Source organism: Bacillus sp. MYb209, from assembly GCF_002975175.1.
In the GTDB taxonomy this organism is placed as follows: Bacteria; Bacillota; Bacilli; order Bacillales; family Bacillaceae_G; genus Bacillus_A.
On record NZ_PCNZ01000017.1, the window covers coordinates 1 to 11,630 of the forward strand.

The following is an 11,630-nucleotide window of genomic DNA, read 5'->3' on the forward strand; positions in this document are numbered from 1 at the left end:
TATCAAAAATTTTCCTTCGTCTGTTTGACCTCTTACAGAAAAACGGACGGAAATCCCATCGATATGAGAAAAAGACAGTCTTTGATATTTTAGGCGTTGTTTATCAGTGCACTGTATCCAATCAAAAGCAGAAAACTGCATAACCTTTAAAAATACACCTTATCAAGGTTTATTTGGAATGCGTATTTTTAAAAACAAAGAAATAAAATATCAAGCATGTAGGCAACAAGAACGGAAGTTCATGGAATACCCAACCTTAGCTTGATGGGCATGTATGGTGACCCCTATTAAATAAAGGATTCTAAATATGTTTTGATCAAACTTTTTATAAAAACATATGCTGTATACAAAAATGGCTTCAATTTATTAGCTGTAATGAGGGATAAAAGTGGAATTAAGATCATAAATTGTCGTGATAAAAGGAGTGGCTCCCCACTCCTCTTTCATTTTAGTATAAGTGTTAAACAACATGTATTTAATGTTAATTCAAGCCTAAAACTCTATTTCTTTTGTCTTTCAGTAAAAGTTATTCTTCTCGGTTTTACTTATTTTATTTCTATAATATCGTTTGAACTATAAATATGAATACCAGATTCTTCACGCAGCGCTGTTATATACATTCCTTTCGCCACATCTTTAGCTGAAATTGGTTTATACTTTTTAAAAGCCCCTTTAAATATAAACGGAAGAATACGAGATAATTTCTCAGCCATTCTTTCCCCAAAGCGATATTCTTGTCGATTTCCAACTAATAATGACGGCCTGAAAATATGTATGCCACCAATAACTAGCTTTTTCAGCTCCTCTTCCATTTTCCCCTTCACTTGCGAGTAAAAGAAAAATGATTTAGGTTTTGCTCCCATTGATGAAATAACAAGAAAATTTTGCACGCCTTGTTTTTCAGCTAAGCAGGCAGCTCGTATCGTATATTCATAATCTACTTTTTTAAAATTCGCCTTCGACTTCGCTTTTTTTATCGTTGTTCCTAAGCAACTAAAAACATCATCTACTGCAAAAAATTCTTTATATTCCTCTAATACTGAAAAATCCACCTGTTTCTGTTGCAATTTCTCATGCTGTAATTGTAATGGTTCCCTTACAAAAATAGTAACCGAATCGTAGTAATCTGAGTCAAGTAATAGTCGCGTTATTTCTTGTCCAACTAACCCACTTGCGCCAAGTACTAACGCTGTTCGCTTATTCATATATGTGTATACCTCTTTATTTACTATTCTCTCCTATAGCTAATCGTCGCTAACAGGAGTTTCCGTTCTCCCATTTTATCATAAGTAAAGCACTATGCGTATGCATAGTGCTTTACTTACTCTTTTTTCTTTTCTTTTTCTTCCGCTGGCAATTTCGTAATTGTTGTAGCATCTCCTAAATTACTTATTAATCTCCTTAAAAAAATTAAAACAAAAGATAATGGCAATACTACGGCAAGTATTAATAAGATAGCCTCCATGAAGTAACCCAAGCACTCATCCCCTTTTTTTCTGCTCCCTCCCAATATATGAAAGTAACATTGTCACATATGCACCCATCATAAAAATTAATACCGTTCTTTTTGACAAATTTATAACAAAAACAAATCGTAATGATTATTATTTATTGCAACTTTCATAAAGATGTATTATACTAGGTCCGCAAACTAAAACGTAATTATTCCGTTTTGTATTAAAACGATATTTTTCTTCTATAATTGGGGAAGATATATCCGTAAAAAAGAAAAGAGGAGAACTTCATGCTTAAAAAATTGACTATATTTTCATTCTTACTTATTTTCACTTTAATTTTTACTGGCTGCTCAAATAAAAAAGAAGATACTGCCAAGAAAGATGGAAAACTAACTGTTTATACAACCATTTTCCCACTTGCTGATTTCACAAAAAAAATCGGTGGTGATTATGTAAATGTAGAAGCAATTTACCCACCTGGTGCAGATTCTCATACATTTGAACCGAGTCAAAAACAGACTGTACAAATCGCAAAAGCCGATTTATTCGTTTATAATGGGGCAGAATTAGAACCATTTGCCGAAAAAATGGAAAAATCATTAAAAAAAGAAAACGTAAAAGTTGTAAATGCATCTAAAGATATAGAACTTCGTGCTTCATCTGAAGAAGAGCAGCACGATCATGGAGACGGTCATAAAGAAGATGAACATCACCATGATAAAGACCCACACGTTTGGATAGATCCTACTCTGGCGATGAAACAAGCAGAAAAAATTAAAAATGCACTTGTAGAATTACAACCTGAACATAAAAAAGAGTTCGAAAAAAACTTCGCAGCACTACAAACAAAATTTACTGATTTAGACGATCAATTTAAAGCTGTTGTTGCAAATGCAAAAACGAAAGAAATATTAGTTTCACATGCAGCTTATGGCTACTGGGAACAACGCTACGGTCTAAAACAAATTCCAATCGCTGGAATTTCAGCATCTGATGAACCATCTCAAAAACAGCTTGCTGACATTACAAAAACAGTAAAAGAACACGGTTTAAAATATATTTTATTTGAGACATTCTCTACTCCAAAAGTAGCATCAGTTATTCAAAAAGAAACAGGTACAAAAATTTTACGCTTAAATCACCTTGCTACTATTTCTGAGGATGATGCAAAGAACAATAAAGATTACTTCACATTAATGGAAGAAAACGTAAATACTTTAAAAGAAGCAACAAACTAATCAACTATATTTTCTAGGCAGCTGAATATATCATTCAGCTGCCTTTTTATGTATTTACCCTTGACTTGACCGAAATAACAAGTAAAATTATCCATATTAGCTTTTAAGCTATAATAATTTAGAAGGTGAGTTGGAACTATGAATCTTCACATTTGTGAAGTAACAGTAAATAATTGGCGTTCAATTGCTGCTTTAGACGTAGCAAAAGACCAGCAGCAATTTATTGAAAGCAATGCGTTTTCTTTAGCAGAATCATTATATGAAGAAAACGGAACGTCATTGGGATTATATGATGAAGAAACACTTGTTGGATATGCAATGTACGGTTGGTATTCCCAAAAACATGAAAGCGTATGGTTAGATCGTTTTATGATTGACCAACAATTTCAAGGAAAAGGATATGCAAAACGTTTCCTTCGCTTATTAATCCAATTCTTACAACAAAAATTTGAATGTAAAAAAATTAATTTAAGTCTACATCCAGACAACAAACTTGCAATGGGACTATATGAATCATTTGGATTTCGCTTAAATGGTGATATTGATGATGAGGGCCCAGTTGTAGGTGTTGTAATGGAATTGCTTATAGATGAAAATACAAGCCTGTGAAAACAGGCTTTTTATAATTCACTCATATATCTTTTGAAACTAAAAAAATAAGCCTGCGATTTACGCAGGCTTACTTCACACACTCTTGAAAATGTTCTTGAAACCATTCTTTATTAATATCTTTTCCGATGAAAACTACTTCACTTACTCGTTTTTCACCTTCTTGCCACTCTCTATCGTACGAAGCAGCAAATAATGTATGTACACCTTGGAAAACGATGCGTTTATCTACTCCATCAATAGATAAAATTCCTTTGTAACGATATAAATACTCCCCTAGCTCTTGAACAACAGCTGACATCCACTCATTCAGTTTTTGTAAATCTAACGGGCGCTCTTCGCGTAATACAAATGATTTTATACCTTCTAGATGGTTATGTTCTTTATGAGGGTAAATTTGTAACGTATCTTTCGTTTTAAATGTTTGTATTTGTAGTAATGATGGAATATCTACTTCACAGTTAGTCGTCTCAATTAATTTTGCAGTTGGATTAATTCCTTGCAGTTCATGTAAGAGATTTTCCTTTTCACTTTCGTCAATTAAATCTAATTTATTTACTAAAACGACATCAGCAAATGCAATTTGTTCCTTTGCCTCTAGCCCTTTTTCAAAATGTTTATGTATATGATAACTATCTACTACCGTTACAACACCGTTAATTTGATATGCAGATTGAATAACAGGATCTAAAAAGAATGTTTGAATAATCGGACCTGGATTTGCAAGGCCAGTCGTTTCAATTACTAAACCATCAAAATCCATTTTCCCTTCTGCTTTTACATCCAGTAATTGTTTTAAAGCAACGAGTAAATCTTCACGTACAGTACAGCATAGACAACCGTTTGTCATCTCCATAATTTCTTCTTCAACGTTCATAATCAATTGATTATCGATACCAATTTGCCCTATTTCATTTACAATCACTGCTAATTTCTTACCGTGATCCTCTGATAAAATTCGATTTAATAATGTCGTTTTCCCTGATCCAAGAAAACCAGTTAATATTGTTACTGGAATCATTCCTTACCTCTCCTTATAGCTATATGTTTCTACATTATAGCATATAGAGAAAAACGTTTTTGTAGCAAAACATATTTATTGTATGTACAACCGGGTAACTATATAATAATATGTAGCAAGAAAGCCTTTTCAAAAACATTATCATTCATCAAGGGGGTACTTATAATGGAACGAGTTCAAATGGCCGAAACACTAGAATTTTCTCGTATTATTCAAGGGTTTTGGCGTTTAGCAGAATGGAATATGACGAAACAAGAATTACTTTCTTTTATTGAATCTTGTATGGATATGGGAGTTACTACTTTTGATCACGCTGACATTTATGGCGGATATACATGTGAAGGATTGTTTGGAGAAGCGTTACAATTAAAGCCTTCCTTACGCGAAAACATGCAAATTGTCACAAAATGTGGAATCGCTCCCCCATCACCAAAATTTCCAAATCGATATGTCGCTCACTACAACACGAGTGCTGAACATATCATAAAGAGCGCGGAGGATTCATTACAAAACTTACATACAGATTATATTGATGTATTGCTCATTCATCGTCCTGATCCATTCACGGACCCAAATGAAGTGGCAGAAGCGTTCTCACGCTTAAAGCAAGAAGGAAAGGTTCGTCACTTCGGTGTATCTAACTTTTTACCTTCACAGTTTAATATGTTGAGTTCATATTTAGATTTCCCGCTCATTACAAATCAAATTGAAGTATCTGCAATGCAGCTCGAACATTTTGAAAAAGGTACTATTGCTTTATGCCAAGAAAAACGAATCAATCCTATGATTTGGTCTCCTCTTGCTGGTGGAGAAATCTTTACTGGCCAAACTGAACGTGCTGTACGTTTACGCGAAACACTGCAAAAAGTTGCTACTGAGCTAGGCGTTGATAGCATTGATACTGTTATGTATGCATGGTTACTTGCTCATCCAGCTAAAATAATGCCAATTGTTGGCTCTGGCAAATTAGATCGAGTAAAAACGGCTACAATGGCAACAAAAGTTAACTTAGATCGCCAACAATGGTTTACAATTTTCGAAAGCTCTAACGGACATCCTGTACCATAATAAACAATTTAAAAAGAAGAGCTACTACTTATAGCTCTTCTTTCTCGTATGTATTTCTCGTCATTGCAAATACACACATATCTCTTAATCCATTCCCATCTACCGCAACACTCGCACTTTCTAAAATACCTTCTAATTTAAAGCCTAATTTCTCAGGTATCGCTCTACTCTTCTTATTTTGAGTATCACAACGAATTTCTACACGGTTTGCTTTCAGTTCAACGAAAGCATAATCCAATATACCTTTTGCCGCCTCTACCATATAGCCTTTCCCACTAAACCTTGAATCTATCCAATACCCAATTTCAAATTGAGGTATGTCCCAAATAATACGATGTAATCCAGCAGAGGCAATAAATTCACCTGTTTCTTTCGAAAACACTAGTAATCTCAAATCTTCTCTCTGCAAAAATTGAATATGCGATTTTCTTATACTCTCTTCTATTTCTTCCTCTGTTTGCTCTTTTTGCGCAAAGACCATCCAAGGCTTTAATTCTTTCATTGAAGCTTGAATCGCTTCATATACAACCTTACCATCACCTGGTTTTGGCATTCGAATAATGAGCCTTTCGGTATAAAATTCAGTAGGAAAATCGAATAATAACGGATTCACTATAAACACTCCCTATAGATCTTTTATATATAATAATATCCATCTCAAGTTATATAGTAAATAAATTTCTGAATTTTATAGTTTTTACTCATTCACCTCTACCGCTACACAAACTCCAGATTCAATTGCACCTTGAATCCATCCGTGATATAACGTTGTGTGATCTCCGGCAAAGTATATTCTCCCTTCTGGTTTTACAATCGCTGGTTGAAGTTCAGATTCTTGACCAGCTTGAAAAAGTGCGAACCCTCCAAGCGCATATGGATCCAATGTCCAACTTTTGGATATTCCAGACATAAATTCATCATATACTTGACCACCTAATATTGTTGCTAAATTTTGTAGTGTGTAATAGATGCGATCACCTTTTGATAAACCATCCCATAGTAATGCATCGTATGACCACGTATAACTCCCTAGCATAATGGCTGGCCCTTTTGAACCGATTCCATGACTTGGATAATAGGCGTAACGAATTGGCAAATCAGTTATAATTCTGCCGCCTAATTGCCCTTGTTCTTCCCAAAATCGGCTTTTAAATTGAATTCCTATTTTCGTCGCAGGCATATAATGCAATTCACGAATTGCCTTCCATTTCGCATGAGATATAGAATCAAATGGCTCTACTTCCACAAAACGCATTGTCGAAAACGGAATCGTAACAATAACTAAATCCCCTGTAATACTACTATATTCAAAAGTTTCCTCATTCCGATAGTAAGCTGTCACACCATTATCATGTTGATGTAACTTCATTAATTTTTGATTATATATAATATTTTCTTCTAATTGTGGTAAAAAAGACTTTGGTAATCTATCATTTCCACCTATTATTTCACAAAATCCGCTCTCCTCTTGCATAATGTATAAAAAACGTAACGTCTCAACGAATGACCTTTCTAAAAAACCTTCTAAATCTAATAGAACACCAATCATCTCAATCGTTACTGGCGAAAAATACGTATTATATTGATAAGGATGATACTTTAAAAATTGCCCTGTAGAATATTTCCCAAAATCCTTTACTACAATATCCCAATTTTTTTCTGGATTTCTTTTAATAAAATTTATAATTGGCTGTACCGCTAATAATAATAGGTCCTCCGACGTTTTCCCCTCTTCGTTCATTTCCACCGGATACTTTAAAATACTTGGGTCCTTTTCATATTGTTTCAACGTTGTTTTCCGACCATTTACGTATATAATATCAGTCTCATTCCTATTAATAAAAGGGCTCACCTGTAGCCCAAACTTTCTTATATATGCCATCGTTAATTTGTGCGAATACGGAATTCTCATCGCTCCAACATCTAAATATAATCCGGTATCTTCCATCCTAACTGTCTCTATGCGGCCACCTACACGGTTGTTCGCTTCAAAAATCTTCACTTCATGCCCTACTGCTTTTAATAAAGATGCCGAAACTAATCCAGCCATACCAGCCCCTACTACAATGATTTGTTTCGGGCGTGTCGTCTTCTTTAATCCCTTATTTATAACTTTTAACGTTTCATCCATCTCAGTGTTATACATTATATCTTTCTGCACAATTCCACCCCTTACTTCATGAAATACGAATTAGTGGTTTAGTGCATTTTATTCATAAATTCACTTAAACATAACACCGCCACAATTTGAAAATTCACTAAAAATACATAAGGTGCAGCTCTCCCCCTACCACATGCTTCATATTATAAACATACAGATAGTAACTGTAAGGAAAGGGTGGATACACATGAAACGTACTTACGATTATCATGCTACAAAAAAACATTTAGAATTAAAGAAACAGCAGCTATGTAAAAAACTCACTAGCGTTAAACTAACTGAAGAAGAACGCAAGCAAATACATTTAGAAATTGATAACTACGAATATATATTAAACTTAATCGAAATGAATCATTATGAACGAGGATTTTCTCGTTAAAAGCGGATATAATATAATCCTCTTTTTTGTGTGAGCATTTCACTACGCATTTTTCGTAAGTAAATATATAATAGAATGTACATTAAGATTGAGAGGTATATTCTATGATTAAATTAAGTGTTTTAGACCAATCACCTATTTCTGATGGCAGCACAGCAGCTGAAGCTTTTTCACATACAGTAACACTTGCGCAAGAAGTTGAAAAACTAGGATTTACACGTTTTTGGGTATCCGAGCACCATAATTCAGTTAGCTTAGCTGGTTCAAGTCCAGAAATACTCATTTCACATATTGCTGCGAAAACTGATTGTATTAGAGTTGGTTCTGGTGGTGTTATGCTTCCACATTATAGTCCATATAAAGTTGCCGAGAATTTCCGCGTTTTAGAAGCACTTTATCCAAACCGCATCGACCTTGGTGTCGGGAGAGCACCTGGTGGTATGCCGATAGCAACTCGCGCACTTCAAGAAGGCAAAATGGTCTCACTTGATCAATATCCAGAACAAATTGCAGATGTTACTATGTACTTACATGATCAAGTACCAGAAAACCATCATTATGCAAACTTAAAGGCTACTCCAGTTATCCCAACATCTCCTGAAATGTGGATGCTCGGTTCTAGCGGAGAAAGTGCAATGATTGCCGCAAAGCAAGGAGCTTCTTTTGCATTTGCACAGTTCATTAATGGATACGGTGGGCCTGAAGTAATGAAGGCTTATCAAGAACAATTCCAACCTTCTTTTTTAGGTGATAAACAAAAATCAATCGTATCTATTTTTGTTATTTGTGGAGAAACAAATGAAGAAGCGGAGAAGATTGCATCAAGTCTTGATTTATCTATTTTACTATTAGAGCAAGGCAAACGGACTACTGGTACTCCGTCTATCGAAACCGCTCAAAACTATTCGTATAGTGCTTATGATTTATTCCGCATTAAGGAAAATCGCCAACGTATGATTGTCGGTGATCCGTCTTCTGTAAAAGAAAAAATAGTAAACTTAAGCAAAGCATACAATACTGACGAATTTATGATTGTCACAATTACTCATCAATTTGAAGATAAACTAAATTCTTATCGCTTATTAGCAAATGCTTTTAATTTATCCCGCATTAACGGTTAGTAAGACTCCCACCTCAAAATTTGGCGCAGGCGCGGAAGCTAGGTGGGAGATTAACCGTCCGTAAAAGCCCGATTGGTATGGGCTAATAATTAGTGGAGGATGGACACCCCCCCACTAATTAAAGTTTCACTTTATAGTTGTAAAAGGGAGATACATCAACTACGATGTATCTCCCTTTTACAACTACTTATTGTTTTCACTTCCTATATATTCAATAGCTTCTTTTAATAACTCATCAAAATGACTAGGATAATCATGATTTAAGTTAGGCACAACTTTATACTTATGTTCTATATTCTTATCTCTTAATAATTGTACAAATTGCTGTGTGCATTCGAAACAATCTTCATCTTGATCCCCGCATACTATATATTCCTTTATATGTTTATCCTGTAGCACTCCCAGCAACTCATTCCATTCTTCAATCTCTGGAAGCCATGGTGCCATAAAAATAAAACCATCCACATCTATATCTTTTTGTAAAACAGTATATAAAGCTACTTTTGCCCCAGCAGAAAAACCACCAATAATTACATTTTCTACTTTATGATTTTCTATAAACTTATCGTAATGCTCTTTTAATTCCCTTCTTCCTCTCTCTATATCATCCCAAACAAACCCATCTGAAAACTGAATTTGCGAAGACTTTGGTAAAGCTAACGTGTAACCTTGTGTCAAAACTGATTTCCAATATGGTTCTATTATTTGTATGTTTTCTTGGTCACCATGCATGGCAATTAATAAATTCGCCTTTTTCTTGCTGTCTATATATTTCACGTCTGCTCGTTCCGTTTTCTTTGCTACTTCTTCTCTTTCTTTACATAATTGAACCATTTCATGAAATTCTTCAAATTTATGTAGTGGTTTTAAATCGTCGTCGGAAATTAAATACTCATTTCCATACCAAAATCCATTCTCTATAATAGCTTCCTTCATTAAATGCAACGCTTCTTTTTCAAGTCCTGCTGCACTTGCTAATGCATATTTAAAATTATATATTTGCGCTTCATTACCTATTACACCTTTAGCATTTTTCGTTATATAAGAATACGCTTCAAAACTTCCTTTATTTGCATAACAATCTAACGTTTCATTTAATAACTTAATATAAGTCATACTATTTTTCATATAGAAATTCCCCCGTAACCTTTTATAATAATTGTTTCTCCAATATTCCTATCATTCTAGGGTCACGGTATAAGTAGGTGAATTCTACAATTCAACTTAACAATACCTGATTCTCAGAATGATATTTAATAATTAATGTATGTATACGCATAATACACCACTCCTTCCTATCCACTAATTGTAGTATAAAGTTAAATAGACTGAAAAATCAATATTTTAACAACAAAAAAAGAAAACAATATATTATTGTTCTCATAACATCTACCCACTATTCTTTCTTTTCTTGTCTGGTTTACTTGAAACTAAATAATGTTTTTCTGAAATATATAAGTTTCTTTTTAATATACGATTTAAATATGGTCCTAATTTCACTCCGCATATGAGGCGATCTTCACTATCTTCAACAATTGGGAACATTTCTTTTTCTGTTACATATTGATCTACGGCCTTTTGTACGATATCAATTTCTTTAACTAGGTTTAAATTTTCTTCTGTATGTTCAAATACCTCAAGCGTTTCCTTCGTTATCAGAAAAAAATTTGTTGGAAATGCAGGTAAATAGGGCTTTAACAAATCATAATTTACTGTGTAATCATCATTTACTAAGACTGTATAAACGATATTAGCATTCGTTTCTAGAAACTTAGCCATCGCTTGCTCTAATTCGTCTTTCGTAATTTCCCGCTCTTCTTTTCCAGTTCTGAAAAAGCGAAACATCACATCGCCTCCTTTTTACTATATTATAGCATAAAAGAAAACTGAAAAATTATAAAAAACTCTATTGAAAGAATTTTTCAATAGAGTTTTTTAATCCATTTATGTTTATCCCGATTGAAGTGGGATAATAATCAGTGGGGATGAAAAAAACCACTGATTAAAGTTTCACTTTATTTTAAGAATGCATTTAACATCCATACATGTTGTTCTAATGTCGTATGAATTGCTAATAGCATATCAGCCGACGTTTCATCATCAGATTCATCAGCTACTTCCATACCTTCTTTTAATTCTTGAATTAGTGCAGAAAAATCATTTACTAAAGTTTGTACCATTTCTTCTGCAGACTCTTTGCTTGTCCCTTCACTCACAGTTGAAGTTGCTAGATACTCTTTCATTGTCGCTAACGGTTTTCCTTCTAGCGCTAAAATACGCTCAGCTAACTCATCAATGTATGTTCCTGCTTCATTATAAAACTCTTCAAATTTTTCATGTAATGTAAAGAAGTGTGGTCCTGTCACATACCAATGATAATTATGCAGTTTCACATATAACACATTCCAGTTTGCTACCTGCTTGTTTAATACTTCAACAACATTCGTTTTCGTACTCATACAATCCACTCCTCTTATCATGTTACAATCTTTTAATGACCTAACTTCATTTTACCATACATTCCCTATTCTTCCGAATGGACAGCTTATATGTAACAAAGTTTTAACAACCTTAAT

General features: G+C 34.0%; 13 protein-coding genes. 5 read left to right on the forward strand and 8 right to left on the reverse strand.

Annotation, left to right across the window (positions count from 1 at the left end):
• Window positions 1–545: 545 nt before the first annotated feature.
• Window positions 546–1,205: an oxidoreductase gene (locus CQZ94_RS20785; RefSeq protein ID WP_105586883.1), complete on the reverse strand. Its 660-nt coding sequence runs from the start codon at window positions 1,203–1,205 to the stop codon at window positions 546–548.
• A gap of 116 nt (window positions 1,206–1,321) precedes the next feature.
• Window positions 1,322–1,477, reverse strand: coding sequence for a hypothetical protein (locus tag CQZ94_RS31265; protein ID WP_157383767.1), 156 nt, complete (start codon window positions 1,475–1,477; stop codon window positions 1,322–1,324).
• 267 nt (window positions 1,478–1,744) lie between these two features.
• Between CQZ94_RS31265 and CQZ94_RS20790 the strand changes: the two genes are divergently transcribed.
• Together CQZ94_RS20790 and CQZ94_RS20795 are read left to right on the forward strand one after the other, a co-directional pair.
• Window positions 1,745–2,695 carry a metal ABC transporter substrate-binding protein gene (locus CQZ94_RS20790; protein WP_105586884.1) on the forward strand — a complete coding sequence of 317 codons (951 nt, stop codon included), beginning with the start codon at window positions 1,745–1,747 and terminating at the stop codon, window positions 2,693–2,695.
• A 138-nt stretch (window positions 2,696–2,833) separates the two neighbouring features.
• Window positions 2,834–3,304 (forward strand): GNAT family N-acetyltransferase, encoded by a 471-nt coding sequence (locus tag CQZ94_RS20795; RefSeq protein ID WP_105586885.1) that lies wholly within the window; start codon window positions 2,834–2,836, stop codon window positions 3,302–3,304.
• A 70-nt stretch (window positions 3,305–3,374) separates the two neighbouring features.
• Here CQZ94_RS20795 and CQZ94_RS20800 read toward each other — a convergent pair whose 3' ends face one another.
• Window positions 3,375–4,325, reverse strand: a complete 951-nt coding sequence (locus CQZ94_RS20800) for a CobW family GTP-binding protein (RefSeq protein WP_105586886.1) — start codon at window positions 4,323–4,325, stop codon at window positions 3,375–3,377.
• A 165-nt stretch (window positions 4,326–4,490) separates the two neighbouring features.
• Here CQZ94_RS20800 and CQZ94_RS20805 point away from each other — a divergent pair, with 165 nt between their 5' ends.
• Entirely contained in the window at window positions 4,491–5,393 is a 903-nt protein-coding gene (locus tag CQZ94_RS20805; RefSeq protein ID WP_105586887.1) for an aldo/keto reductase, read from the forward strand.
• Between the two features lie 28 nt (window positions 5,394–5,421).
• On the opposite strand, the gene CQZ94_RS20810 is transcribed toward CQZ94_RS20805, so the two are convergent.
• Both CQZ94_RS20810 and CQZ94_RS20815 read right to left on the reverse strand, forming a co-directional pair.
• On the reverse strand, window positions 5,422–6,006 hold the full coding sequence (locus CQZ94_RS20810) for a GNAT family N-acetyltransferase (protein WP_105586888.1): 585 nt from the start codon (window positions 6,004–6,006) through the stop codon (window positions 5,422–5,424).
• Window positions 6,007–6,090: 84 nt separating this feature from the next.
• Window positions 6,091–7,554 (reverse strand): flavin monoamine oxidase family protein, encoded by a 1,464-nt coding sequence (locus tag CQZ94_RS20815; protein ID WP_105586889.1) that lies wholly within the window; start codon window positions 7,552–7,554, stop codon window positions 6,091–6,093.
• 187 nt (window positions 7,555–7,741) lie between these two features.
• On the opposite strand from CQZ94_RS20815, the gene CQZ94_RS20820 reads away from it, so the two are divergent.
• Window positions 7,742–7,933, forward strand: a complete 192-nt coding sequence (locus CQZ94_RS20820; protein ID WP_105586890.1) for a DUF3896 family protein — start codon at window positions 7,742–7,744, stop codon at window positions 7,931–7,933.
• Between the two features lie 104 nt (window positions 7,934–8,037).
• On the forward strand, window positions 8,038–9,054 hold the full coding sequence (locus CQZ94_RS20825) for an LLM class flavin-dependent oxidoreductase (protein WP_105586891.1): 1,017 nt from the start codon (window positions 8,038–8,040) through the stop codon (window positions 9,052–9,054).
• A gap of 183 nt (window positions 9,055–9,237) precedes the next feature.
• Here CQZ94_RS20825 and CQZ94_RS20830 read toward each other — a convergent pair whose 3' ends face one another.
• From CQZ94_RS20830 to CQZ94_RS20840, 3 genes are all read right to left on the reverse strand, one after another.
• Window positions 9,238–10,182, reverse strand: a complete 945-nt coding sequence (locus tag CQZ94_RS20830; RefSeq protein ID WP_105586892.1) for an alpha/beta hydrolase — start codon at window positions 10,180–10,182, stop codon at window positions 9,238–9,240.
• Window positions 10,183–10,443: 261 nt separating this feature from the next.
• On the reverse strand, window positions 10,444–10,899 hold the full coding sequence (locus tag CQZ94_RS20835) for a DUF3939 domain-containing protein (protein ID WP_105586893.1): 456 nt from the start codon (window positions 10,897–10,899) through the stop codon (window positions 10,444–10,446).
• A gap of 170 nt (window positions 10,900–11,069) precedes the next feature.
• Window positions 11,070–11,513: a Dps family protein gene (locus CQZ94_RS20840; protein WP_105586894.1), complete on the reverse strand. Its 444-nt coding sequence runs from the start codon at window positions 11,511–11,513 to the stop codon at window positions 11,070–11,072.
• Window positions 11,514–11,630 lie beyond the last annotated feature (117 nt).

Excerpts from the sequence above, each read along its gene's own strand:
- CQZ94_RS20785 (WP_105586883.1), bottom strand. The coding sequence starts at position 1,205 with ATGAATAAGCGAACAGCGTTAGTACTTGGCGCAAGTGGGTTAGTTGGA.
- CQZ94_RS20790 (WP_105586884.1), top strand. The coding sequence starts at position 1,745 with ATGCTTAAAAAATTGACTATATTTTCATTCTTACTTATTTTCACTTTA.
- CQZ94_RS20795 (WP_105586885.1), top strand. The coding sequence starts at position 2,834 with ATGAATCTTCACATTTGTGAAGTAACAGTAAATAATTGGCGTTCAATT.
- CQZ94_RS20800 (WP_105586886.1), bottom strand. The coding sequence starts at position 4,325 with ATGATTCCAGTAACAATATTAACTGGTTTTCTTGGATCAGGGAAAACG.
- CQZ94_RS20805 (WP_105586887.1), top strand. The coding sequence starts at position 4,491 with ATGGAACGAGTTCAAATGGCCGAAACACTAGAATTTTCTCGTATTATT.
- CQZ94_RS20820 (WP_105586890.1), top strand. The coding sequence starts at position 7,742 with ATGAAACGTACTTACGATTATCATGCTACAAAAAAACATTTAGAATTA.
- CQZ94_RS20825 (WP_105586891.1), top strand. The coding sequence starts at position 8,038 with ATGATTAAATTAAGTGTTTTAGACCAATCACCTATTTCTGATGGCAGC.
- CQZ94_RS20830 (WP_105586892.1), bottom strand. The coding sequence starts at position 10,182 with ATGAAAAATAGTATGACTTATATTAAGTTATTAAATGAAACGTTAGAT.
- CQZ94_RS20835 (WP_105586893.1), bottom strand. The coding sequence starts at position 10,899 with ATGTTTCGCTTTTTCAGAACTGGAAAAGAAGAGCGGGAAATTACGAAA.
- CQZ94_RS20840 (WP_105586894.1), bottom strand. The coding sequence starts at position 11,513 with ATGAGTACGAAAACGAATGTTGTTGAAGTATTAAACAAGCAGGTAGCA.